This is a genomic window from Brevibacillus sp. HB1.1, from assembly GCF_013332445.1.
Classification (GTDB): Bacteria; Bacillota; Bacilli; order Brevibacillales; family Brevibacillaceae; genus Brevibacillus; species Brevibacillus porteri.
Window position 1 is genome coordinate 182415 of the sequence record NZ_JABMIV010000001.1, and the last position, 26106, is coordinate 208520.

The window sequence follows — 26106 nt, forward strand, 5'->3', positions numbered from 1 at the left end:
GGTAAGCTAGAAAAAGCGCGAATATTGTCTAATCTTACCAAAGTTTGTCGAATAAGTCGATAGTCGTAGTCGCTTACTCACACATCGAGCACAGATAGAATCACGATCTCTTCAATTTGAACGTCAGGCTCATAGCAAATATAATACGTTAGCTCCGGGCTGATCCGATACCGAATCCCCCGGTATCCACAGTCAATCAAATACGCACGCACCTTATCGCCTGTCCATTCCAGCCACTCTTCATAGCCCATATCGTTCTGTCTCTGTTCGAGTTCCTCTTCTGAATAAGCAGCACGCAATGCATCAATGCGTAGTTCATTTTCCCCATAGCGCTCGTCCAAACAAACGAGACCCTGCAAATGTAGCTGCTGGCTCAACACAACTGCCTTCTCCCCATTGGTCTCTGCATGACAAATTGCATACTGTGCGGCGATTTCCGGATTGCTCACCAAGTAAACACCAGCGCCAAACACTGCCTTTGCACTCGCACCGTTTGTAAAATGGCGACGTTCTGCCCTCTCATACTTTTGCGCTTTCACAACGCGAAGTCCCTCACCGTATTCGACCCCTCGATATACAATCTGCCTCATCCCTGAACGCTCCTTTTGACTCTGATGGAATCCTTCCAATGATGTGAAAAGGAGGAAGGTGCGTATCCGGCACCTCCCTCACTCTTGTATTAAGGTAATAGCTTTACCATATCTTCGTAAGTCTCCGGTCTGCGATCCCGGTAAAATTGCCACGTATCTCGCACCTCATGAATTTTGTTACGGTCCATTTCAGCGAGAATGACCTCATCCTGATCCCGACTCCCCAAGGCAACAAATTGCCCTCGCGGATCGACCAAGTACGATTGTCCGTAAAACTCTCCCATGTTCCACGGTGCTTCTGTCCCTACCCGATTGATCGCTGCCACATAATAACCGTTGGCAACGGCATGAGCAGGCTGCTCGAGCTTCCACAAGTATTCAGATAAGCCGGCGACAGTCGCAGACGGATTGAATACAATTTCCGCCCCATTCAGGCCCAGCAGTCGTGCGCCTTCCGGAAAATGGCGGTCATAGCATATATAGACCCCGACCTTGGCAAAAGCGGTTTCAAAAACGGGATAGCCAAGATTGCCGGGCTTAAAGTAATATTTCTCCCAGAATCCGCACCCGCTGCTGCCCACTCCGACATGCGGAATATGCTGCTTGCGATATTTGCCCAAATACGTGCCATCCGCGTCAATCACAGCGGCAGTGTTGTAATACGTACCGATCCCCACGCGCTCGTACACAGGTAAAATGAGTACGGTTCCTAACTCGCGGGCAAGGGAAGAGAAAAGTTGCACGGTTGGTCCATTTGGGACTTCTTCCGCTGATTCATACCATTTCGGTTGCTGTTCGGCACAAAAATACGGGCCATAAAAGATTTCTTGCAGACAGATGATTTGTGCCCCCTTGGCAGCCGCCTCCCGAACCATCCTCTCATGCTTCTCAATGGCTTTTTCTTTGTGCAAATGAACCGGTTCGTCTCCATGGATATCGTTTTTCGCCTGAATCAAGCCGATGCGAATGATATCTGCCATAGTCGCCCTCCTCGCCTTTTTGCGCTCGCATAGATTACGGTCTTGTAAAGGTCGATCGTTTTACAAAGCGTCCAGCCCCGGCTTGACCGACGAATTGCTGATCGCGAATGACAAATGACCCGCGCGAAAGCACCGAGATGATATCGCCATTCACCACCATTCCTTCAAATGGATTGTAGTCGACATTCATATGGTGAGTTTCAACGGAGATCGTGCGCTTCACCATTGGATCAAACAATACGATATCCGCGTCCGAGCCTACTGCGATCGTTCCTTTTTGCGGGAACATCCCGAACAGTTTGGCTACTTTTGTAGAGGTCATATCGACGAACTGATTAAGGCTGATCTTGTCCTTTGCTACCCCTTCCGAGAAGAGGAGACGCATCCGGTCCTCAATGATTGGTCCACCATTCGGGATTTTCGTGAAATCCTCTAGCCCCAGCTCTTTTTGACCAGAGAAATTAAAGGAACAATGATCGGAGCCAATCGTTTGCAAAATGCCATTTTTCAACGCGCTCCACAGGACGTCCTGATTCCACTTTTCCCGAAGCGGAGGGGACCAGACGTACTTCGCTCCTTCAAAGCCCGGCTTCTGTAGATCCGTAATATCTAGCACCAAATATTGCGGGCACGTCTCCCCGTACACATTCCATCCTTTTTCGCGAGCCTCTGCGATTCGGCGCACAGCTTCAGCACACGATACATGCACGACATACAGCTGGGCATCTGCCAGTGCAGTCAGTGCAATCGCACGTCCCGTTGCTTCTCCTTCTGCTTCAGGTGGGCGGGTGTAAGCGTGGTACACGGGGTCAGTCTGCCCTTTTGCAAGCGCCTGCTTGATCAGATAATCCAGAACGTCTCCATTCTCCGCATGGACCTGTACAAGGGCACCTAGTTCCTTCGCCCGAACCAACGTTTTAAATAGCGTCTCATCATCGGCCATCAGCACATTTTTGTAGGCCATGAATACTTTGAGCGAAGTAATCCCTTCATTTCGTACGACTGCTCCTAATTCCTCGAGCACTTGATCGTTCGCATCGGAAACCATCAGGTGAAATCCGTAGTCAATGACCGCTTTGCCCCTTGCTTTTTCGTGCCAGGTCGAAATGGATGAATGCAATGGTTCCCCTTTATTCGTCAGGCAAAAATCGATGATGCTCGTCGTCCCGCCAAATGCTGCTGCCTTCGTGCCTGTATAAAAGTTATCGGAAGTAACCGTTCCGCCAAAAGGCATATCGAGATGGGTATGTGGGTCAATCCCACCTGGGAAAACATAGTATCCGGTAGCATCGATGACTTCGGCATCTTTCCCATCCAGATTGGAGCCGATTGCGACTACCTTTTCCCCTTCGATCAAAATGTCCGCCTGATACGTGTCTGACGCTGTCACGACTGTGCCATTTCGAATCCATTTTTTCATCCGATGATCATCTCCCCTTCAACCCGTCACCGAGTAGACATGCCTTCCCTTGTACACGCTATGCCCCCCACGCCGAAAACATGACTTGCTTTACAGCTCGCAGCTGCCACCCGCAGCCAAAGCAGCCTGCCGCTGATTCCAGCTGAGAGGGGCTTTGTCGCTCGGAATCTCGACCATCTCGATCGTTCCTTCCACTGGACAAACGATGGAGCACAAATTACAGCCTACACAATCTTCTTCTCGTACGACTAAGCGCTCTTTACCCGTCGCTGCATCAGCAACAATGTCAATGCATTGATGGGAAGTGTCCTCACAAGCGATATGACACTTATTGCAATTGATACAAGTCTCTTCATGGATGCGCGCCACGACCTTGTAATTCAGATTCAGATTGCCCCAATCCGAGTACGTCTGTACCGCTTTTCCGACAATATCCATCACGGACGCAATTCCACGCTGATCCAGGTAATTGTTAAGCCCATCAATCATGTCTTCGACGATCCGGAATCCATGATGCATGGCAGCCGTACATACTTGAACACCCGTTGCTCCCATCAGCAAAAATTCAACGGTATCCCGCCAATCAGAGATTCCGCCAATGCCTGAGATCGGGATACCAACCTTGGGATCGCGTGCACATTCTGCGACCATGTTCAGGGCGATTGGTTTGACTGCTGGTCCACAATAGCCGCCGTGCGCCCCTTTACCATCTACATGTGGGATCGGCAGCCATTTGTCGAGATCAACCCCCATCAAGCTGTTTATGGTGTTGATCATACTAATGGCATCGGCCCCCCCCTGGCTGGCGGCCCGCGCTGTAAAGCGAATGTCCGTAATGTTTGGGGTAAGCTTGACGATGACAGGGGTTTGGGCGACTTCTTTTACCCATTCGACCTGTTGCCGGATTAAATCTGGATGCTGACCGACCGCAGAGCCCATCCCGCGTTCTGCCATTCCGTGCGGACAGCCAAAATTTAGTTCCAGACCGTCTACGCCTATTGCTTCCACCTTTTTGACAATCTCGTGCCATGCTTCCTGTTTATGTTCAACCATGAGCGACGCAATCAACGTGTGCTTCGGAAAACGGCGCTTCGTTTCATCCATTTCCTTCAAATTGACCTCAAGCGGTTTGTCCGTAATCAGTTCAATGTTGTTGAAACCAAAGACGCGCTGTCCCCCGAAGTTCAGTCCTGCAAAGCGGGAGGTGACGTTGATGATCGGCTCTCCGAGCGTCTTCCAGACCGCGCCACCCCAGCCCGCTTCAAAGGCACGCTGTACTTGGTAGCCTGAATTGGTCGGCGGCGCAGAGGCCAACCAGAATGGATTCGGGGATTGGATTCCCGCCAGATTAATGCTGAGATCTGCCATGATAGGTCTCCTCCTTTATACTGGCTGTTTTTGATCACTGAGCGATTGATGGATGGCATGAGCCGCTCGTTTTCCATGATTGGCTGCGTCGACTACCATCGCATCTGTCTTGCCTCCACCAAAAATGACATCGCCCGCCGCATAAACTTTGACATGGGAGGTTCGATAGGTGCCTTCCTCGACCTCGACAATCCCATTTCGGTGTTGGAGCCCAAATGATTCAATCAAGGACAAATGTCTGTTTTGTCCGATCGCTTTGACGACATAATCGACTTCGATGACAAAATGACTGCCCGGAATTTCTACTGGACGCTTTCTTCCTTTCTCATCCGGCTCACCTAGCTCCATTCGCACTAGTTCTAATCCCTTCACTCGGCCGTTTTCCTCCAATATACGCGTTGGGACAACGAGCCAGCGGAATTCTACGCCATCCTGCTTGGCGAATTCGTACTCAAACTGATAACAGGACATCTCCTGAACGGTCCGTCGGTACAAAATCTGAACATTGTCTGCACCCAGCCGTTTCGAGCAGGTGGCAGCGTCAATCGCCGTATTCCCCGCACCGATGATGACGACTTTTTTACCGAGCATTTCGTCTGATAGTCCCTTGGTCTTGGTGTCCTCCACGAGTGCGATGGCATCGAGGACACCTCTCAGTTCTTCTCCCGGGATATGCAACTGAGGGACATTGCCCATACCAGTTGCCAACAGGACGGAATCATACTGGTCTAATAACTTTTCTGGCGCTACATCCACGCCGATTCGCGTATTGGTACGTATCTCTACCCCCAATGCCTCTACTTGCTCTACTTCCCATAGCGATATTTCCTGCGGCAGACGGAAAGAAACGATGCCGTACGTGTTCAATCCTCCGGCCTTTTCCTTTGCTTCAAATACCGTAACCGCGTAGCCAAGACGCGCAAGCTCACGTGCTGCTGATAATCCGGCTGGGCCCGCTCCGACGATGGCTACCCGTTTTCCATTTGCTTCGCCTTTTGAAAAAAGCGTTGCTTGATTTTGGATTGCCCAGTCTGTCGCGTGACGCTGGAGAAGACCGATCATGATAGGCTTGGAAGCTGAATTTAGTACACAGGCACCTTCACATAGCTCCTCGGTTGGACATACGCGCGCACAGCTCGCCCCGACAGGATTCGATTCCATAATAGTCCGGGCTGATCCGAACAAATTCCCGGTCGCAATTTTTTTGATGAAGGAAGGGATGTTAATCGACGTGGGACAAGCCTTAATACAGGGTGCGTCGTAGCAATACAAGCAGCGATTTGCCTCATGGATGGCTTCCATCGGTTTTAGGGCAGGCACGACTTCTGCGAAATTTTTCGCGAGCTCATTGGGAATGCTCATCTGTCCACAACCTCCTCACCAGATCTAAACATGCTTGCTATTAATCAATGTGCGAAATCGTTTTTTTATGATTGTTACATTTCGTATTTGCCTAGCAAGGAAACGAAATCAATCTGCTCGGATTGACATGAATGATTTCATGTTCGAATAGGATAAAAACAAACAAGGAAGAAAGGGCCGTCCCGTATGAAGGATTACGACCTGGAGATCAGGGTAGTGAAACAAAAAATCGCGGATGCACATGCGCTTCTCAACCAATTGGAAACCGAGCGCAAAAACTACCTGACACAACTCGAAAGGCGCAAAGCGTTTCTCTCTTCACGTGAAATACTAGACATCCTGGAGACCAAAGCTGGTCGTGCTGGCAGTATGGCTACCGTCAAACGCTGGGCAGATCAAGGCTATTTAGGGGATTGGATAGACGAACGGGAGACCTTCCCCCTTTTGGTCAGTAAACAAGGAAACAAACGATTTCTTTTTCCTCGAGAATCCGTGCTCACTTATCTATATAAAAAAGGGTATCTTCGCCCGAGCTACGAGGTTTTGGATCGTGTCCAGCTCACAAGAGATAGCACATGCTGCTGGGGAATCATCACCTCCGTCGAGCGAAGCGATCAGCACTTCACCTACCAAGTCCAATTGGAAAAAACGGGAGAAGTATTGTTGTCGGTATCAGAAGAAGAACTGCTCATCCCGTAAGGAGGCACTATGGAACTGGCCGTAATCACGCTGGAAAATACAGTTGCCAATCAAGAGAGATCACGACAAATCCGCGACTTGCATAAAAAAAAGGGCCAGACCCTCGCCATACGATTTAGCGAAGAACTGACCCATATTATTTTAGAAGCACCATGCTTATATTTCCCCGACCAGGAATGGTTGAACGAAGCTGTTGTCATCGAAGGAATCGTAAAAAAATCAGCGGAGTACTACGAGCTGCACCCGCGAACCAAAGGGAAGACTGTCAACGTTCACCTTGATTCAGAATTGGTCGCTGAGCTGGAGCTCATTCGCTCTCTCGTCAGCAGCAAAACGCAGCAGGAAGTCCTTCGTGAGTTGTTCGTTCGTGGCATGCGGTCGTATCTGGCCGAAAAGGAAGCAGCCAGCACGCCCATCATCGCTAAAAAAGAACGATAGTCCCTGCTCTCTACCAGGTAAACGTGATTTTGTCGCCCTTGATTTGATAGCGAACCGTGTAAGTCTGATTCTTCTCTTTGATGCTGACTTCAAACACAATTGCTTTTTTTGTCAGATCAGGCTTGACTGTATTGACATCCAACATATCAAACGGCTCGTTTGCCTTTTTCTCCATTCCTACAATTTCTATCTTTTCATGGGTAGTAACATGATAAACTCCCACACCCATCATTGTCTGATACAAGATCCAGTTGTTGTCCAGCCATGTTACTTCATCGATAAAATAACCTGGAAATAGTTGGGCTTGCGGTGTGTAGTCTGGCTGATAGAAGCGAATATTCGCGGTATTGTACAAATTGTCTGAATCAATCACCGCGATTTTTTTCTTGTCTGGTGATGGGATTCCAGCTTTTTTCGCCAATTCGATTTTTTCTTTTTCCGTTTCGATTCTCAGTTTTTCGATCAAGAACAGGGAATCTTCTTTGGAAAAGACAATGTTTTTTACGTTTTTCAAATCAGCGAGCTTGTCTTTGCCCGGAAAATTAGTGTAGATGGTTAGCGTTGCATCATCTGGCATGCCATCGTAGGCAATCCCTCTGGATGGATACTCCCACGCGTATGTACCGATTCCTCTGAGGTGGTACGAAAAATCCGGCTTACCCCATGCACCAAAGATAGAAAAATCAGCATATTGAGCGGGTGCCCCTAATTTTTCACCATAGTCTTGCAAATTTTTAGCCATATCAACAAGTACTTTTGTATCAGCGATTTGATCACGACGATAAATCGAAATGGCTTTTACTTTATCCTGAGCAAACGTGAAAAACAAGTGATAGCCCTGTTCCGCATAGCCAATCAACTCAAGCTTTTCATCGGAAAAATGCGGCTTACCCAAGACTCGGACGATCTCGTCTTTTCTAGTAGCGGTCGTAATCCCTTTTACAACTTCGCCTTTATAGGAAGGTTCAACGAGAACGGCAAACGCTTGCTTGTTTTCGTTCCACTTCATGCTGATTCCTTGTGAATAATACTCATAATCATCAAATTCTTTCACGGATTTCCCCAGTAGCTTCGTAAGCGAATCTTGTTTCCACTGATGGGAAGTGAAGGTATTCACGAGCAGCCCTTTTGACAAATCTGCTGGTGCCTGCACGGATGTTCCCGTACCGCTTTGCGGCGTGCTTGGCAATGTCGTTGATGCGCTTGCTGCGAATGCTGTCGAAGCAAACAAACAGCTGGACAACAGTAGCATTATCGCTTTCTTTTTCACTTCATTCCCTCCCAAACTATCAGCATGACTATACAACCATCGCCATAAAACAACGATTATCCCTAAATTATACCAGAAATAGACAAGATCCGCTAAATGGATTTTTCAATCCATTATCCATGTAATAGAATAAAGCGTCCTTTCCCCGACTTTGTGAAGGGAAGGACGCTTTTCGATGCACGATATTTACTTCGATTCGCCGTTGAGATAATGAAAGAACGGTTGATCTACCCAAAATTTGTATGTCTCTACCTTTACTTTGTCATTCAGCTTTTGGAAGCCTTCCACGACTTTTGGTGATTCTTCATTCAGGGAGAAAGACTGCACGACATAACGACCATCTTTTAACACGTTGTTCGTAATGACAGCATAATCTGCCAGCTCCGTGCGGGAATGATAAAGCGGCTGCCACCAAGAAGCCTTGAGCAATCCGGTCATGTCTTCTTGATCCCGTTTAGCATATTTCAAAACAAGTGGCTGAAACTTCTCTTTCTCTTCTGCACTGTCGAATTCCAAGCTGAGATCGTACTCCTTGGCGTACGCAATGTAGTTGCCGTTTTCAATCTGAACCACTTGATAATCGGCTGTTTGAACGGGCTCTCCCCATTCCTTCAAGTAAATGAAGGCAGATGTCTTCGGCTCAAATTGAACCTTGGCATTTACGCCTTCACTTTTTAACAGGCCGATTAATTGAATGGCGTGAGCAATATCACTATGCCCATACGTAATCGTGCGCTGTGGATCAAAATGAGGATCGAATGCGGCATCCTTCAGATTGTAGCCAGTAATCAGGTTTTTCTTCAAGCCTTTGTCTACGAGCTCTTGCAATTCACCAGCCTTGATAATTTGCGATTCGTTCCACGCCTGTGCGAGCTTGCCAAAAATCTCTGCATCGGCAATTGTGCCCAGATAGTTTTTGGCAGAACCATGGAACTCTGCTACTTTTGCTAGCAATTGACTCGCAAGCTCTGCGGATACTGCCCCTTCTACAGAAGCTGACTTCAAAGCATTGGCGGACACAAGCCCTGTGTCAATTGCTACAGCCAGCTCTTGTGCCGCCTGCAAGGTAAGCGTGCCGCCTTTTTTATACGAAATCCCTGCTTTTTTCAAGGCAGCCGCTACTTTTTCCTCGCTATATGTATACCCGAGTTCTTTTAACTCAGCAGCTTTTGCAGCAGCGCTTACCGCTTCCCATACAACCAGCTTGGAGGCATCTTTGGATTCAGGCAAGAAAGTTTTGGCTGACAAGTCTTTTTCCGATATACTTGTAGTAGTAGATACGATCTTGAGCAACGCTTTCTCAAATTGCTCGCGAGTTACCGTCTTGTCAAAAGTCACACCGTATTGCTGCTGCAAAAAGCTGTTCCACTCTACGTGTGCTTCTACCGTTGTTTTCGTTGTTGCACCAACTGCAGTTGGAAAAACGAGCGCCGCTGAGAGTACGGCAGCTGAAGTGGAGAGTTGTAGCCATTTCGCTGATCTGTTCATGAAGAATCCTCCTGACGTATGAAGACGAATCATATTAATATTATTCCCATGTGTTTACTAGGTATATAATCAACTACATTAACACTCCTGCATTCATCCTGTCAATAACTAGAATAACCCGAAATCCTCCCACAATTGGAGGCTTCGGGTTATTTTTTACTCGTTCTTATTTTTCCAGTTCCGACCATTTGTTTACTTTCACTGGCGGTGTGTAATCTCGCATACGATCTAGCAAAATAGCGGGATCACTCTCGCACAGGATCAATTCGCCCTGCATAGCGGGAATAAATCCGGCTTCAGTCGCATGCTCCACCATTTGCATCAACGGCGTATAGTAGCCATCCACGTTCAACAGTCCGATTGGTTTTTGGTGAATGCCAATTTGACCCCAGCTCACCACTTCAAAAATTTCTTCAAAGGTACCCAATCCGCCCGGCAAAGCAATGAAGCCATCAGACAAATCGATCATTTTCGCTTTGCGCTCGTGCATCGTCAGGACCTCATGCAATTCTGTCAGCCCTTTATGTACGATTTCTCCACGGAATAATCCGGTAGGCATGACGCCGATTGCTCTGCCTTCACCTTCCAGAACTGCATTTGCAACGCGTCCCATCAGTCCCATGCTAGAACCACCATAGACCAATTCAAGATCACGAGCGACCAGTTCTTTTCCCAACTCCTGTGCGTACCGCTCAAAAAGTGGATTTACACCCGGATTGGAACCTGCATAAACACAAATACGTTTCATGTCATCCTCCCAAAACTTGTTGAAGTAGAATGGCTTTTCCAGAATTTCTTTGCGTGTAATATAATTATACTAAAATCAGGAAGGGACAGATACATATGAATATAACTGAGTTTCAAAAATGGGTCGGAGATTTTTATCAAGAACGTGGCTGGACTGGGTATGGTCCGTTTATTCGTGTAGGATTTCTGATGGAAGAAGCTGGCGAGCTGGCAAGAGCTGTACGCGCCATTGAAATTGGCCGAGATCGTCCTGATGAAGGGGAAAAGCCCGCAGAGGAAGCTCGGCAGGAGCTGGTGGAAGAGCTGGGCGATGTACTCGGGAATTTAATCTTGCTGGCAAACCAATACGAGGTTCCTTTTGAAGAGATATTGGAAGCACATCGAGCAAAGCTGCAAAAGCGCTATCAAAAATCGGAGACTGAGTAAGAACATGCAGGAGGATTATGACCGAGATGGAATCAGCTACTTGATAGCTATGGAGCATCTTGTTTTTCATTTCCAGCTTCATCGTTGAATGAATACAGCGGTAGCCTAGGTTTTTCGCATCTCCTAGTCTGCCGCTGCTTTCATCTATTCGTCTTTTCGTCCAAGCTACTCCTACTCCAATGTATCGAAGGCTTCTTTCATAACCTGTGCAATAAAATCAATATCATCACTCGTCGTGGTAAACGGGGGCGAGAGTGTCAGCACATTATTGAAGCCCGGAATGGTGTCGCCATTGCGACCGATGATTAGCCCACGCTTCTTGCACTCGGCAATCACCTGTGTTAATTTCGCTGGCGCCGCGGGTTCCTTCGTTTTGCGATCCTCTACCATCTCAATCCCCATCAGGAAGCCAAAGCTACGAATGTCTCCAACGTATGGATGATCTGCGAGAAACGCCAGCTTGGCACGCAATTCTGCACCGAGCTCCTCCGCTCTCTCCACCAGTTTTTCCTCTTCTAAAATTTCGAGATTTTTCAGGGCAAGCGCGCATGCCGCCGGATTGCCCCCGAACGTATTGACATGACGGAAATGCAAATTATTCCCCTGCTCATTGAATTTGTCTGCGATTTCTGCCCGCACAGCCGTTGCGGAAAGTGGCAGGTAGGCGCTCGTAATACCTTTGGCCATGGTCACGATGTCAGGCTTGATTCCGAAATTTTGGTGGCCGAACTTTTGACCTGAGCGACCAAATCCGCAGATGACCTCGTCTACGATCATCAATACGCCGTACTTATCGCAGATTTCCCGCACTTTTGGCATGTATTCGGGCGAAGGCACGAGGACGCCTCCCCCGGTAATGGTCGGCTCCATGATGACCGCTGCCACTGTCTTTTCGCCTTCCCAATTGATCACTTGATCGTAATATTCGGCGCACTCCAGATTGCATTTGCCGTACGATTTTCCAGCCGGACAGCGATAGCAGTAAGGCGGCGGTACATGAAGGAAGCCTGGTGCTAATGGCTCGTATTTTTCCTTGCGTATGGATTGACCCGTTGCAGCAAGAGCCCCCATCGTATTTCCGTGGTAAGCCCGATGTCGCGAAATGAATTTGTAACGACCCGACTCCCCGTTCTGGTGATGGTATTGACGGGCAATCTTGAATGCGACCTCGTTCGCTTCAGAGCCGCTATTGGAAAAGAAAACGCGATACTCCTCGCCAAGCCATTCGCTGATCTTCTCGGATAGACGAATAGCAGGGACGTGGCTTTGTGTGAGTGGAAAATAAGCCAATTGCTTCAACTGCTCGTAAGCGGCGTCTGCGAGCTCCTGTCGGCCATAGCCAACGTTGACACACCACAATCCAGACATTCCATCCAGGTACCGATTCCCGTCGATATCCGTGATCCACGACCCGCTCGCTTCCGTTACGATCATCGGATTGGGATTGTAGGGGGACATATGGTGCCACATATGCGAACGGTCGGCATTCAGCAAGCTCTCTTTATCAAAATCTTTCGTCACTTGTCCTTGCTCCATCGCGCAATCCTCCTTATTTTTTCGTAAGCGGTTATTTTACAAAAACTTTTTGCGAGCCGATGCTGGTATCGCCTTCTTCGAACCATCTGGATGTGACCGTTTTTTTCTTCGTGAAAAAGAGGACGCCATCCTTTCCATTTGCATGTAAATCACCGTAAAAGGACTGTTTCCAGCCTGAGAAAGCAAAGAAGCCCATCGGAGCAGGCACTCCTACATTGACACCGACCATCCCCGCTTCCACCTGCTGAACGAATTCTCTTCCCCATTTTCCATTGTTCGTATAGATGGTCGCCCCATTGCCAAAACGCGAGCGACTAATCGTCTCCAAGCCCTCTTCAAAGTCTTTCACACGCATGACACTCAGGACAGGCGCGAAAATCTCGTCTCGGACAATGACCATCTCGGCATCTGCCTTGTCAAAAATCGTTGGCCCGAGGAAGTAACCATCCGGCAGCCTTTTCGCATCCTCGCGACCATCCCGTACCAGCGCGGCGCCAGACGCAACACCTTTTTCAATGTAGTCATGTACTTTGGACAAGTGCGAATCACGGATGACTGGCCCGAGATCGATGCCCACCTCCAAACCATTCCCCATTGCGAGAGCATTGGCTTCCTCGATCAGATGCGTGATCAGCTCATCAGCAATCTCTTCAACAGCTACTACAGCACTGGCTGCCATACACCGCTCTCCTGCGCAGCCGAATGCTGAGCTCGTAATTGTTTTTGCCGCGCGCTTCAAATCCGTGTCAGGCATGACCAAATGATGATTTTTCGCCCCAGCCAGTGCTTGCACACGCTTCCCGTTCGCCGCTGCTGTCTTGTACACGTATTCCGCAACCGGCTGCGAACCGACGAATGAGATCGCTTTTACGTCCGGATGCTCCAACAAACCATTGACGACATCATGCGCTCCGTTTACGACATTGAATACACCGTCTGGCAGCCCTGCTTCCTTTAGCAGTTCAGCAATTCGAATCGAAGACAGCGGCGTACGCTCTGAGGGCTTCAAGACAAATGTATTTCCTGCGGTAATCGCAATCGGGTACATCCACATCGGGACCATCACAGGGAAGTTAAATGGTGTAATCCCGCCGACTACCCCCAAAGGAAAACGGATCACCTGACTGTCGATGCTGTTTGCGATATTGGGCAATGTTTCTCCCATCATCAGTGTCGGCATCCCACAAGCGAACTCTACCATTTCCAGCCCACGCAATAGCTCTGCCTGTGCCTCAGGCAGATTTTTGCCGTTCTCCATGGTGATCATCCGGGCGAGTTCATCCTCGTGTTTTACGAGAAGACTATGAAAACGAAACATAATGCGCGCACGATCCACGACAGGCGTAGCACTCCAGCTCACAAACGCTTCCTTTGCAGCAGCAACAGCCTTGTCCACGTCTTCTCTCGTCGATAGTGGCACGCGTGACAACAATTCTCCTGTTGCTGGATTGGGTACATCTTCAAAGCGTGTCGTCAGTGAATCTATCCACTGCCCCCCAATGTAGTTTTTCAACGGATTTCCTACGATAGCTGTGTTCATCTCTTCAACTCCTCACGTTCAATTCATTGACAATTCCATTTTATCCAAAAACAATGCCTGTCAGCACTAGACAAAGCGTAACGCATTACGTAGGGTTAATCATACAGAGTGTAAATGGAAGAGGTGATCCTGATGAGCAACGATTTGCGCCTGACCATTGCAGAAATTATCAAGCGGCCATTGTTTCAACATGCCCAAGTGGTGGCGGGGCATCGCGGCCTGTCCCGACCTGTTCGCTGGGTTCACGTCTTGGAGACTGCTGATACGGGACAGTTTTTAAATGGCGGAGAGTTGATCCTATCTACCGGGCTAGGATTTGGCGAAGAAAAGGAAAAGCGACTTGCGTATTTAACAGAGCTCATTCGGCGAAAAGCAGTCGGGCTGTGCATCGAGCTGGGACGTTACATTCCCTCCATCCCTGAAGATATGCTAGAGTTGGCGAACCACCACCAGCTTCCGTTGCTCGTCTTTCATCAGCCCGTCCGCTTTGTGGACATCACGCAAGATTTGCACGAGCATTTGATCCATGCGCAGATGCAAGCACTTCGCAATCTCGAAGCATACTCTCGCAGTTTGCAACAGCTCAGCCTACAGGCTGCGGGCATACCCAAGCTCTTGCAGCATTTTCAGCTGGCAGTTCAGACGCAGGTCTTCTATTACGCACCAGATGTCTCCACACAATTTGCCCCGGTAGTACCGCATGATGTTGCAGTGGAGATGAGCGATTTGATGCGGTCTCATTTTTCCGAACTGGATAGTAGTGAAGCTGGCGTCCGCTTCCTTTCTCTCTCTGCGACCAGGCAGCTTGCCTATCAACCAGTGATTGCAATGGGTCACGTGCTCGCTTATGTCGGCATTGTTTTGTATGAACGCAGTCCGGATGAGTATTTGCTCCTGACCTTAGACAATACAGTCAGCGCGATGGCCCAAATTTTAATGAGGAAAATGTTTGTGGAGGAACAGGCGCTTGCTACCGAAAACCGGCTGTTTGATGATTTGATTGCCAACCGCTCCATACCTGAGGAACAAATGCGTTCCTTACTCAGTATCACAGGCAGCGGTAAAACATCGGCCTATCACATGATTCTTTTATCGTTTGAGAAGCCGAAGAACCTGGCCGAGGACTCCCTTCCGCCGCACGATCTGACAGCTATCTTCCGTTCCCTATTGACTCGTCATCGCTTTCGTCCTTTCATACGTTGCATGGGCCATCGCTTTTACTTTTTGCTAATCGAGCAGCAGCCGCTTGCAGATTCCCGTCGTACCCTGGAAAAAGCCTTTCGCGACGTCAAAAGAATCATGACGCAAATGCTAGGAACGGATGTTCAAATATGGATGGGGGTCAGTCGAACCGGAAAACGGTTGTCTGACGCTGGACGACACCTCGCAGAGGCGGAACAGGCACTGGCTTTTTGCCAGGAATCATCCAGTCCGTTTTTCGCTGATCTCGGATTGTTCCGACTCCTATTCCACGTACCTAGTGAGCCTGTGTTAAAAACCTTCATAAGCGATTATCTAGGCCCGCTGTTAGCCCATGACCAAGCACACGGCTCCTCGCTCGTTCATACGCTGCGTGTCTATTTAGATGTCAACCTGTCCAAGCAGGAGGCTGCGGAAAAACTGTTCATTCATCGACAAACGCTCTATCATCGCTTGGAAAAAATCGAAGAAATTCTCGGTGAGGATTACATGGCAACGCAAAACAGGATTTGCTTGGAAATCGCTCTGCGAGCGCGGGAATGGTTAAGAAAAGAAGAGCAACATCAGTAAAAAAAGACACAACCTTTCATCCGATCAAAAGACGAAGGTTGTGTCTGTTATTTATTTTCCTGGCTTTTTCATATATAGGCGATACTTTGCTTCTTTTCCATCCGTCAACACAACTCGAATATTGTACAGACCGGATTTTTCAAGATTTACTGATAGTTGTTCTGGTTTGTCGGTGCTTGTTGCAGCAGCGAGCTCTTGTGAACGACTGTTAAACACGTACAAATCAATATTTGCATTCTCTTCCCACTCTACGGACAATTCCAAATCACCAGGCTCATTAACACGGATCAAATACTCCATGCTTTTCTGCTTCTTCGTCAGTTTCCCTGTTCGCGCAGGTTCTTTGTCTACAACTGGCGGTTTTTCCTCTTCCTCTTCCTCGTCATCCGTCTTTTGCCATTTTCCCGTTGTTGCTAGCGCATACGGCTGAGGTCCTTTCGGGATGTTATAGCCTTCGACCGTCACGGTGTAGGTTCCCTCTTCCGGGTCGGTAATCCACACTTGCTCGACGTTGTTAAGGTTGTCCACTTCGTCATTGTACGGGGCCTCAAAAAAGTCGTTGCCGTTCAGTTTTTCTCCACTCGGTGTCGTCACCTTCAGATTCAAATCGTTGACGAGCGTACGCTTTGCGACAATGGCAGCAGGATAATCCGTCCACGCAAGTGTAATTGCCAAAGGCTTGGAATCATCCGAGACCTTGACCTTATACGTAACTTTTTCACGGGTGCGAATGCCGTCCTTCACGTCCTTGTAATTCGTTTCAATTGCCTGCTCCAGATTAGCTCGGCCGAAGCCTTGCTCTCGCATGTCTTCATCCAAGTTGTCTGCACTCGTCAACAGCATGGCTTTTACTAATGCACCACTCGGATTTTTTTCCCCTTCGTCCTGTAAAAATTCCCGGATTTGTGCCACACCGCCCGCTAATATCGGCGTAGCCATGCTCGTTCCGTTCATATACGCGTAATGCTCATTAAAACGCTTGTAGAAATTTTTGCTCGGTGCCAGTGAAGAGCGCGTGGACAAGATCGCTGAACCAGGCGCGACAATATCAGGCTTCAGACGTCCGTCGTCCGTTAAGCCGCGACTGCTCGATACCCACACGTCGTCCGCTTTATCGGAGCTCTTCCCCAAGTTGGGCCGAACATTTTCCGTGGCGCCAACGGCGATGACGTTTTTAGCAGTGGCTGGGCTCCCAATCGTTTTATAGCCTTTCTCGCCATCGTTTCCAGCCGCAATTAGCACCGTCATATCTGGATGCTCCCATAAAAAGCGATCAAACAGAAGCGATGATAGGCTGTACGCTCCCTTATCATTCGTTCCCCACGAATTGGAGTGAATGCGGGCTCCCTCTTCGTATGCTTCCTGCAAAATCGTCTCAACATCCGTGTTGAGCTTCCCTTTCGCGGTTTCTATGGAATGGAAAACGAGCTTCGCACCCGGTGCCGTTCCTTTATACTGTCCATCAGATGCTTCTCCTGTGCCCACAATGGAGCCAGCAACATGCGTACCATGACCGTGGACGTCACTCGCATCATTCGGTCGGCCAATTGAAATGAGCTTCTCAATCTGGCCTTTAAAATCTGGATGCATCGTTTGAAGCTTCCCTGTATCCAGTCCGGTATCGGCGACTCCGACAATTTGTCCCTTGCCTGTATACCCTGTCGAGGTCAGCTTGTCCGAACGAATGATGGTAGCTGCCACATCATTGTGTAGCTTGTTTTCTGGCACAGGGACGACAGCAATAACATCATCTGATTCGACCACTTGTTCAATCGTTTCTTGATCCATCTTAGCGATAGATATATGCGGAGCATCTTCCGGCGTTTGAATGTCCCGTATATCTTGATCCTCTGTCATTTCCGTCATCGCTCGAAACATGTCCACCCGTTGATTGAAACCGATGACGGCAACCTCGACCCGCTCTCTATTGCCTCCTGAAAAGCGAAGCTCTGACGATACTTTGGACTTCGGTGTAAACGCCATGACGTCTTCGACAAAGGACAGCTCCTCGACTTCCCTTCTTACCTGTTCATCCTCCATTTTCGCGATGAATGCATAATCCGGTATGTAATCACCAAGCGTGACGCCGATATCTTCCAGTTCTTCTTTCCACTCCTCACGAACAGGACCAGATAACTGAATAACGACGAGCTCGGACTCTCTCTTTTTCGACGTAAGCTTGTCCAGTGCAAGACCCTTATCGGCTTCGATCTGGATATTGCCCCGACGCTCTCCCTCTTGCTTGGCATCCGCTGGAATGCCCTCCAGCGAAAGTGTCAGAACAAGTGTCGTGCATAAAGCTGCCTGCCATTTTTTTCGCAAACCAAACACCCTTCCCCCATGGCGTAATGTAACCATTTCTATCCATTATAAGAGAAAGGGTGAATTGTCAAAAGAGTAGGAAGGCATAGAGATGGGACAAAAACTAATTTTTTGCCCCATCCTCTTCTACCGTCCACTGTAATAGCTGTTGAAAATCGGCCCATGCCAACTGCATCAGCATTTCTTGATTCCATTCTTGCTTCGGAATATCCATCAGTCGCACTGCCTGGTTCTGGATCGCCTCTTGCAATAGATTATGGCTAAAACGACCGTTGCCATTCAATCGATGATCACTGACTGCTTTATCCAAAGACTGCGAGATCATTTCCAGCACGTTCTTCTCAATCGCATACCCTACATCGCATGCAGCCTGTTCAAGAATGTGCACGAGTTCCTTCACGGTGTAGTCGGGGAACGCAATATATTTTTTAAACCGCGACAAAAGTCCAGGGTTGCTCATCAATAATGAATTCATTTCGAGTGGGTAGCCTGCGAGGACCACGACTAGATTCTCTTCGTGCTTGGTCATCTCTTCTACGAGCGTGTCAACCGCTTCCTGTCCAAAATCCCGCTCCCCTCCACCGAGCAGCGAATACGCTTCATCGATAAACAAGACGCCGCCCAAAGCTTCTCGAACTTTCCTGCGTGTAAGCGCTGCGGTCTGACCGACATACCCCGCTACCAAGTCGGCTCTACTCGCCGCAACAAGATGACCACGTTTCAGATAGCCGATTTCTTGCAAAATCTGCGCATACAGTTGGGCAACCGTCGTCTTCCCTGTGCCTGGATTCCCAGTAAAGACGGCATGCAGCTCAATCGGACTTTTCGGCAGGCCTCTTGCTGCACGTTCTTGCTGGACGGACACATACGCAGCAATTTTTTTCAGCTCCGTTTTCACTTGAGCAAGACCAATCAACGCTTGCAGTCTAGCTTCTGCATGCCTTTCTTTTTGCGGCGGATCGAAGCCACGGACATCCTCGGGTTTCAGAATCGTAAAGTCATCCCATTTCAGTTCCTTACCATCTGTCTCGCGTCCTTTGGCAAAGATTGCATCGAGTACGATATTTGTAACTGCCCGTGCATTTCCAAACGTCTCGTCTACTTGCGCTTTTTCAATGCGCTGGCGCAGCGTAATTTTTGCCGCCTCTGTCAGAGTAAAATCGTTCCGTACGGCTACTTCTTCTGCGATTTGCACCAGTTCGTCCGATTGGTAGTCCGGCAGTAAAAAGTGGCCCGTCTCTGGAAAACGGCTATTCAGCCCAGGATTGGCGTACAAAAAATGACGCATTTCTTCGGGATAGCCCGCCAGCATCACGACAAAGCGTCCTGCATACTCACCACTCGTCATAGCGGATACAAGCGTGTCAATCGCCACTTGTCCGTAATCACTGCCAGAGCTATCTGGGCGCTTCAAGCTGTATGCCTCATCGATAAACAAGACGCCGCCGTCTGCCTGCTTGATTGCTTCCATGACGCGCTGTTCTGTCTGTCCCACGTAAGCGCCGACCAACTGAGAACGATCCACTTCGATGAGCTGTCCCTTTGCCAACAATCCGAGCTCCTGATACAGCTTGGCGATCAAGCGAGCCAAGGTCGTCTTCCCTGTTCCTGGGTTCCCCATCAGCACGAGATGAAGAGGGAGCTGGTCTTTCATATGCCAGCCCTTTTCTTCGCGCAGCTGGCGATACTGTAGAAATTGCGCTAGCTGCCGAACCCGATGTTTGATCTCGTCCAGGCCGATCAACCGCTCCAATTGCTCTAAAGCACTCAAATCTTGTTGAGTCGCTTTTTCGCGATCTTCTACCTTTTCGTTCCTTTGCGGCAGGAGCTTTTCCTTCTGTTCTTGCTGGTTAGTTAAAGCGCGAATCGTCTCTTGCAATTGGACGAGCATTTCACTGGAGTAAAAGACCCCGGATAAAGACGCTCCATACGCTTGAACACGTTCTTGCAATTGAATTAATAAATTTTGTCGTTCCGTGTATAACAGCACGAGGCCAGCAGCCGTAGCTTCCGCCTCCGCATCGTTCCATTTTTGCGCTGCCTGTATCGTCTCTTCAGCAAGAGAGCGCCACTTCGTGATGTCTGCCAACTCATTGGTTGCCTGCTCTTCCAGCACCTCAACTGTTCTCCTGCGCATGACGACGTTATCCGTTTCACGCACGGACTTGAATTCAGTAAGAAAGGCATGGGATCGCAACTGTGAAAAGTACAGCTCGAGCTTAACTTCTCCAGCGTAGCGAAAATCAGGGGCTAGTTGAAGCGCACGATCTACCCATTCAGCTGCCAGCGTATGGCCTCCTGTTTTGTGCATCCGCAAAGCAGACATTCGCGTCAACACCATCGCTTCCATCAAATCAAGCTCTTCGCCTGGATGTTCTTGGCGATGCTGTTCAAGCATTTGCAGGAATGTCAGGCATTCGCCTTCGGATAGTGACTGGATGCTGGACGGATTTTCGCTAAAACCTGCAATCAGTACCCTCGGGTCCCGTTCTTCTTGATGCTGCATCTTTTGATTGCTCCTCCCGCTCCATTGTTTCATCCCTGTTGTAGCATATTTAGCCGAACATGAAAAGTCTGTCCGAACATTAGAACTCCCCTTGCATGCTCGATGCGGTTTTTTTCACCTTTTGACGCGCGAACAAGGTCGCCAAAGTGATGAGGATACCGGCCATACCAAATTCAAGCCAGACCCCGCCCCATTCTAACAGCATCGCACCTACAACCGGACCTGCAGCCATCCCCGTATAGCGGATGAAATTGTACACACCAATGGACGTTGCACGCTCTGCTTCAAATACTTCGGATAGCAAAATCGTGTGTGCAGGCATACCTACACCTAAGGTTAAGGCAAACAGCGTACTTGTTACCACAAGCAGCAGAAAAGAAACATCAGCAGCAGTCATAAAAAGAAACATCGCCAAAGCATTTAAACCGGTCGTCACCAGTAATGTTTTACGTGCTCCCCATCGATTTTGCAATACAGCAGACAGCTTGCTACTGATAATAAAGACGACTGACACGAGCAAGAAAACCAATCCGATTATTTCAACGGAGACTACGTAATGGTTCGTCAATTGCACAGGGAGAAACAGCAGGAAGCAATAATAGGCATACATTTGGCTAAAACCGATCAAAATGACAGATGCACCAACTGGGTGGAGCAAAATATTACGGAAAGACCCTAGTGTAAAACCGCCTGATGATATAGCTTGAGCCTTTTTCGTTTCGGGTAACAATATAGCATTGATGACGACGAGAAAGACTGCACAGATCGCCAAAAACAAAAAGACCGCAGAATGTCCGCCGATGCCGCCAATCCAACCTCCCAACAGTGGACCAAGTGCCGGACTAAGCGCAAGCAGCATCTGATAAGTACCCATCGCAGATGCACGTTGGATTCCTGTAAATATGTCACCAATGATCGTTGCGGCTACGATCGGAATGGCAGCAAACCCCGCCCCTTGTAAAGCCCGAAAAAATAGTAGCCCATAAATAGAATCGACCAGATAGCATCCGATTGACGCGAGCGTAAATAGGATCAAGGCAGGTATCATGACACGTTTTCGGCCGAACCGATCGATAAATGGTCCGTAGATGATTTGCATAATCGCGAGCATGACGGTAAAGATTGAAATGGTCCAATTTATCATGGTTGCACTCGTCTGAAACTCTTTTTGCATGGCTGGTAAAATAGGCATGAACAAATTTTGCGCGAACATACCTAGCATTAGCGTTATCCCAAGTAGGTACAGTACTTTTTTTGGATTCATGGTTTCTCTCCTCTTATCTCTTTAATATTGTGTCCTTGGAAACAATTTTCGTAAAAAAAATAATGAACACCAGTTGTATAATTCCCCTAATCTTCTGTTGCTTCTCTTATGACCTCATCCAAAAATGCCAATTCAGCAGGATTATACCTATCCAAGAATCGGTACACGTCCATCTCCAGTCGTTGATGGTAGTGTTCGTGAATCTCGTTTACCATTTCTCCTGCTGATGTCAGACGAAAAAAAACTTCCTTCTGATTGTCTTCGAGCTGATAGCGCTCGAGTAATCCTTTTTTCAAAAGCTTGACTGTTATTTTGGATATCGCACTCTTTGTTACCCCAATATGCTGTGCAATTGTCGTAACATTGACTCGATCTTTTCCCCCTACCTCTTGAAGGACGTGGAGCTCTGTTACGGATAACCTACCAACTTTATCGTAATCAGGTACGCTGCTTTTGATATCGCGCAATAGCATTTCTTCACGTAGCTTGCTGCGCTCCTCCTGTTTATGTAGAAAGGTGATCCATCGATTCCAAAGCTTCGTTTTCGGGTCCAATGCCATCAGCTCCTCATCTATTTCGAACTTTGTTTCCAAGGAAACAAAATAACCTTATCATGAGATTTCCTTTTGCGCAAGAAAAAACCGCAGCCCTGCATTCGCAAGCTGCGTTCCGAGACCAGTCTCTATCCATTTAGATTGCCCAATTCCTTGTCCGCACTGAAATGAGCACGAGCAGCCTCAAACACTTCACTTTCCGATCCGGCCGAGATTTTAAAGCTCGATACCACTTTCTTGCCGCATCGTACTTGAACATTATACTGTGAATCTCCATCATACGTTGACTCGAAATGATAATCTTCACCATTGACCTGAATGGTTCGTTCCATGGTTACACCTCCCACCTTAGTGTGACCAAGCAACATGGCAATCATCCAATACTTTGTTGCAAAGAAATCGTTTTTCCCGTTGCAGCTGACTCCATGGCCGCTTCGATAATCAAAAGGGCGATAAGCCCATCTTTTCCTGTGTCGTGATGATATGATGCATTTCGTTCGTCGAGCAGTCGCTGATCACTTGAACCTCAGGATGATGAACGACCTCCTGCCAGCTAGCCGCTACCGTACCCCCGTACTTTGCAATCAGCTTCTGTGCACGATCCGGATTAGCCGTTCGTTTGCATTGGAACCGCAGACAATAATGCCTACTTTTATGCTCATGATTGCTCCTCCTTTGTGTTGAACCCTTGACAGACTCACCTGTCGTAAAAGTTATTCGCTCTAGGAAGCTGTTAGAGGGCACAACGCTGGTTCAACAGCACTGTGCCCCGTTTCCCTTTTTACAAATCAGCAATGCGATGCGCTTTTTTTCGCGCTACTCTCTTTTCGCGCATCCCCTCAAAGATCGAATAAAGAACAGGAACCAATACAAGCGTTACGAGCGTGTGAAAAATCAAACCCGCAATTACCCCGGTAGCAAGCGGCGCCTCTAGTTCCGCTCCTTCCGCAACAGCGAGTCCCATCGGCAGCATGCCGAGTATCGCGGTCAGCTTGGTCATGATTACCGGACGAACACGATCGCGCGTCCCCTGTACAATCGCTTCTTCCAACCCCATGCCCCGTGAACGGAGCAGATTGATTCTGTCAATTAACAGAATCGCATTGGAAACAACAATTCCTACCAGCATGACGAGCCCAATCATCGCCATCTCACCAAAGGTTCGCTGCGTGACCACGAATCCGAGAATGACTCCCACCAAGGCCATAGGCAGCGACAGCATGATAATAAACGGCTGAGATAATCTCCCAAACTGCGCCACCATAATCACATAGATGAGGGAGACGACTGCTACCAAGACGATGATTCCCTGGGTAAAGGTGTTATTCTGTTCCTTCAAATCGCCAGCGATCTCGATCTTGTATCCAGCGGGCAATTCCACAGTGCCCAGTTTCTCATTGATTTGTCTGCCTGCCGTACCAATGTCCGTGCCCAACAGTTCTGCTGACACGGTGATGATTTGTTCTCCTTTTTCATGCTTGATTGTGATCGGAGATTTGCTGAAATGGAAATCGACCAACTCGTGTAACGGCACCTGTGAGCCTGTTTCGGTTCGAATCATCGTGTGTTGGAGTTGGTCAGGATGTGTCACCCATGTCTCTGGAAATCTGGCAACAATCGAGGTTTCGATACCATTTTGACTGATTGTAGATAGGGATTGCTCCCCAAGCAGCAAGCTGATTTGGCTGTCCAATGAATCTGAGTCAACCTGTAATTGAGACATTGCCTCCTGATTTGGTGTCAGCGTTACTTTTTCCTTCCCTCTTTCAAAGTCATTCCGAATGTTGACTACACCGGGGATGCTCCCCAGCATTTCTTCTACTTTTGTGGAAACTGACCGGGAAACCTCTAAATCTTCGCCCGCGACCTGCAACTCAATAGGTGCCGATTCACCTGAGAAGCCAAATGTCAAACTCGTCCGTTCCACTCCGTCAATGGCATTCAAGCGCCCGTTTACTTCTTGCATAAATTCTTCTTTCTCTTGTGTTCGTTGCGACTTGGTCACTAATGTAATATTTAACTCGACGGTCTCTTTCTTTGCCGTAAAAAAGACTTGATTGACGTCAGACAACTCTCTCAATGCTTTTTCCGCTTCAACTGCCGCTGTTCGCGCCTGTTCCAAGCTAGTGCCATCGGGCATCGTGAGCGTGGCAAAAATTTGATTCTCATTGGCATTCAAGCCATTTCCTATTTTTATCAATGGGAAGAGACCCAATGCCCCTACAAACACCGCAAGAGCCACCAGCAATGTGAGAATTCGATGACGAAGGGTTACCAGCAGTAATCGCTGAAAGAGAGAAACAATCCGATTTTTCCCTTTTTCGCTAGGGGACTGCAACTGTTTATCGTGTTGAAGAAAACGCTCGGAAAAAATGGGAACAAACAGAAAAGCTGCAATCGTTGACGCAAGAATGGTAGAGGTAACGGTAAACGCAATGGTATGAAGAATAGGCTTCAGCCACTGTTCAAAATCCGTGACCACAAGCGGTAAAAACACAATAATCAAAGTTAATTGGGAAGCAAAAACAGGTGCTATGACTTCTTTTGATCCCTGAACGATGGCCTGCTTCAGCTGCATTCCCTTTTCTCTCAAATGATAAATACTCTCCAGAACAACGATTGCGGCGTCAACAATCAATCCGATTGACAAACTCAGTGATATCAATACCACCATGTCAATGTTATATCCGGCAGCTTTCAAAGCGATGAAAGTCATCAGAATGGAGAGAGGCAGCGTCGTTGCAATGACCATCGTCACACGCCAATTTCGCAGGAATACCCAGAGCACGAGGATTGCCAATATTCCTCCAATGACAACATCTCGACTCAAATTGGTGATCGCTTTTTTAATAAAGGAGACGGATTCAAACATGACTCTCAGCTCGTAGTTTCCGCCCGCCTCATTATTGATTTGCCTCACAACTTCCTCGACTTTTTTCTGTGTAGTGATCAGGTCACTCCCCGCAGCACGCTTTACACTGATTTGTACAAAGAGGTTTCCTTCTGTCATGGAAATTGCGTCCTTCACGCTTCCGCGTAGGTCACTCACCGTTGCCAATTGTTCGAGTGCAACCTTGCCCTTGGGTGTCTTGATCAAAATGTTTTTGAACTCTTCTACATTTTTTAAGCTGTTGTCAATCATCACAACGGTGTCGAACCCCGGATTCTCCAATATCCCCACAGCTTTTTTCCAATTGGCACTCTGAAGCTGACCAACAACATCCGCTGCTGTCGTTCGATAGGCAGTAAGCCGTTCAGGAAGAAATGTTATCGCAACCTTATTTTCAAAACCGTCCTCGGATATGACCACTTCCTTCACACCCGGGACGGATTCTATTCGATCCTTAATGGTCGTCTTCAGCAAGGTGAGCATGGTCTGTGTATCGGTACCCACCATTGCGTAGTCGATTAAGTCCTCATCACCTAAATTCGTTTGCGTGACCGTAACGGTATCCACTACTTTGGGAAACTCGTTGCGCAGCCGATTTACAATATTTTGTGTCTCTTGTTTGACCTTTTCACCTTCCCCATCCTCTGAAAGGATCGAGATGCCAGAAAACCCCGTCCCTGTTTTCGATGAGAAATTTTTAATGCCAGCCACAGATTTCAATTCCTGCTCTATTTTTTTCGTGACCTTTTCCACCATCTCTTCAGGTGGCAGCGCTCCTCCTGAAATATTCACTTCAATCCAAGGCAAATTCGTTTTCGGTACAAGCTCCACGTTGAAGGAAAAGAGAGCACCGATTCCGGTAAGCACGATAAGGAATGTGCACAAATAGAGGATCACTTTTCGTTTCAGCAAAAAGAGAATGACCTTGTCCATCGG

At 48.2% G+C, this 26106-nt stretch carries 20 protein-coding genes; 4 read left to right on the top strand and 16 right to left on the bottom strand.

The genetic code is table 11. From position 1 onward, the window contains the following. Positions 1 to 77 precede the first annotated feature (77 nt). The 5 genes from HPY27_RS00810 to HPY27_RS00830 all read right to left on the bottom strand — a co-directional run bounded on the left by HPY27_RS00810 (position 78) and on the right by HPY27_RS00830 (position 5720). A complete protein-coding gene (locus tag HPY27_RS00810; protein ID WP_017249106.1) occupies positions 78 to 590 on the bottom strand; it encodes a hypothetical protein in 513 nt (170 codons plus the stop codon). An 89-nt stretch (positions 591 to 679) separates the two neighbouring features. Then, a complete protein-coding gene (locus HPY27_RS00815; protein ID WP_017249107.1) occupies positions 680 to 1570 on the bottom strand; it encodes a nitrilase-related carbon-nitrogen hydrolase in 891 nt (296 codons plus the stop codon). 34 nt (positions 1571 to 1604) lie between these two features. Beyond that, complete coding sequence (gene hydA / locus HPY27_RS00820) at positions 1605 to 2990, bottom strand: dihydropyrimidinase (protein WP_173623591.1); 1386 nt, start codon at positions 2988 to 2990, stop codon at positions 1605 to 1607. Between the two features lie 90 nt (positions 2991 to 3080). Beyond that, a complete protein-coding gene (gene preA, locus HPY27_RS00825; RefSeq protein ID WP_174224160.1) occupies positions 3081 to 4358 on the bottom strand; it encodes an NAD-dependent dihydropyrimidine dehydrogenase subunit PreA in 1278 nt (425 codons plus the stop codon). 15 nt (positions 4359 to 4373) lie between these two features. After that, a complete protein-coding gene (locus HPY27_RS00830; protein WP_174224161.1) occupies positions 4374 to 5720 on the bottom strand; it encodes an NAD(P)-dependent oxidoreductase in 1347 nt (448 codons plus the stop codon). A gap of 216 nt (positions 5721 to 5936) precedes the next feature. Here HPY27_RS00830 and HPY27_RS00835 point away from each other — a divergent pair, with 216 nt between their 5' ends. Together HPY27_RS00835 and HPY27_RS00840 are read left to right on the top strand one after the other, a co-directional pair. Continuing rightward, entirely contained in the window at positions 5937 to 6419 is a 483-nt protein-coding gene (locus HPY27_RS00835) for a hypothetical protein (RefSeq protein ID WP_371813495.1), read from the top strand. Positions 6420 to 6428: 9 nt separating this feature from the next. Then, positions 6429 to 6857, top strand: coding sequence for a hypothetical protein (locus tag HPY27_RS00840; protein WP_017249112.1), 429 nt, complete (start codon positions 6429 to 6431; stop codon positions 6855 to 6857). 10 nt (positions 6858 to 6867) lie between these two features. Here HPY27_RS00840 and HPY27_RS00845 read toward each other — a convergent pair whose 3' ends face one another. The 3 genes from HPY27_RS00845 to HPY27_RS00855 form a co-directional block, all read right to left on the bottom strand. Then, positions 6868 to 8127 (bottom strand): hypothetical protein, encoded by a 1260-nt coding sequence (locus HPY27_RS00845; RefSeq protein WP_174224162.1) that lies wholly within the window; start codon positions 8125 to 8127, stop codon positions 6868 to 6870. A gap of 186 nt (positions 8128 to 8313) precedes the next feature. Beyond that, positions 8314 to 9615: a hypothetical protein gene (locus HPY27_RS00850; protein WP_174224163.1), complete on the bottom strand. Its 1302-nt coding sequence runs from the start codon at positions 9613 to 9615 to the stop codon at positions 8314 to 8316. Positions 9616 to 9781: 166 nt separating this feature from the next. Further along, a complete protein-coding gene (locus tag HPY27_RS00855) occupies positions 9782 to 10363 on the bottom strand; it encodes an LOG family protein (RefSeq protein ID WP_017249115.1) in 582 nt (193 codons plus the stop codon). Positions 10364 to 10458: 95 nt separating this feature from the next. Here HPY27_RS00855 and HPY27_RS00860 point away from each other — a divergent pair, with 95 nt between their 5' ends. Further along, positions 10459 to 10788 (top strand): MazG nucleotide pyrophosphohydrolase domain-containing protein, encoded by a 330-nt coding sequence (locus HPY27_RS00860; RefSeq protein WP_017249116.1) that lies wholly within the window; start codon positions 10459 to 10461, stop codon positions 10786 to 10788. 171 nt (positions 10789 to 10959) lie between these two features. Here the strand turns inward: HPY27_RS00860 and HPY27_RS00865 are convergent, their stop codons facing one another. Further along, complete coding sequence (locus tag HPY27_RS00865) at positions 10960 to 12324, bottom strand: aspartate aminotransferase family protein (RefSeq protein ID WP_017249117.1); 1365 nt, start codon at positions 12322 to 12324, stop codon at positions 10960 to 10962. A gap of 31 nt (positions 12325 to 12355) precedes the next feature. Next, the gene (locus tag HPY27_RS00870; protein ID WP_174224164.1) at positions 12356 to 13864 is read right to left on the bottom strand and encodes a CoA-acylating methylmalonate-semialdehyde dehydrogenase; all 1509 of its coding nucleotides are present in this window, start codon (positions 13862 to 13864) and stop codon (positions 12356 to 12358) included. A 132-nt stretch (positions 13865 to 13996) separates the two neighbouring features. On the opposite strand from HPY27_RS00870, the gene HPY27_RS00875 reads away from it, so the two are divergent. Continuing rightward, positions 13997 to 15634, top strand: coding sequence for a PucR family transcriptional regulator (locus tag HPY27_RS00875; protein WP_174224165.1), 1638 nt, complete (start codon positions 13997 to 13999; stop codon positions 15632 to 15634). Positions 15635 to 15685: 51 nt separating this feature from the next. On the opposite strand, the gene HPY27_RS00880 is transcribed toward HPY27_RS00875, so the two are convergent. The 6 genes from HPY27_RS00880 to HPY27_RS00905 all read right to left on the bottom strand — a co-directional run bounded on the left by HPY27_RS00880 (position 15686) and on the right by HPY27_RS00905 (position 26103). Next, positions 15686 to 17965, bottom strand: a complete 2280-nt coding sequence (locus tag HPY27_RS00880; protein ID WP_174224166.1) for a S8 family serine peptidase — start codon at positions 17963 to 17965, stop codon at positions 15686 to 15688. Between the two features lie 94 nt (positions 17966 to 18059). Further along, on the bottom strand, positions 18060 to 20462 hold the full coding sequence (locus HPY27_RS00885) for an AAA family ATPase (RefSeq protein ID WP_174224167.1): 2403 nt from the start codon (positions 20460 to 20462) through the stop codon (positions 18060 to 18062). A gap of 79 nt (positions 20463 to 20541) precedes the next feature. Beyond that, complete coding sequence (locus tag HPY27_RS00890) at positions 20542 to 21726, bottom strand: MFS transporter (protein WP_174224168.1); 1185 nt, start codon at positions 21724 to 21726, stop codon at positions 20542 to 20544. A gap of 86 nt (positions 21727 to 21812) precedes the next feature. Continuing rightward, entirely contained in the window at positions 21813 to 22319 is a 507-nt protein-coding gene (locus HPY27_RS00895) for a MarR family transcriptional regulator (RefSeq protein ID WP_254612801.1), read from the bottom strand. A gap of 89 nt (positions 22320 to 22408) precedes the next feature. After that, positions 22409 to 22612 carry a hypothetical protein gene (locus HPY27_RS00900; RefSeq protein ID WP_026043127.1) on the bottom strand — a complete coding sequence of 68 codons (204 nt, stop codon included), beginning with the start codon at positions 22610 to 22612 and terminating at the stop codon, positions 22409 to 22411. Between the two features lie 449 nt (positions 22613 to 23061). Beyond that, complete coding sequence (locus tag HPY27_RS00905) at positions 23062 to 26103, bottom strand: efflux RND transporter permease subunit (RefSeq protein WP_174224169.1); 3042 nt, start codon at positions 26101 to 26103, stop codon at positions 23062 to 23064. Positions 26104 to 26106: the final 3 nt, after the last annotated feature.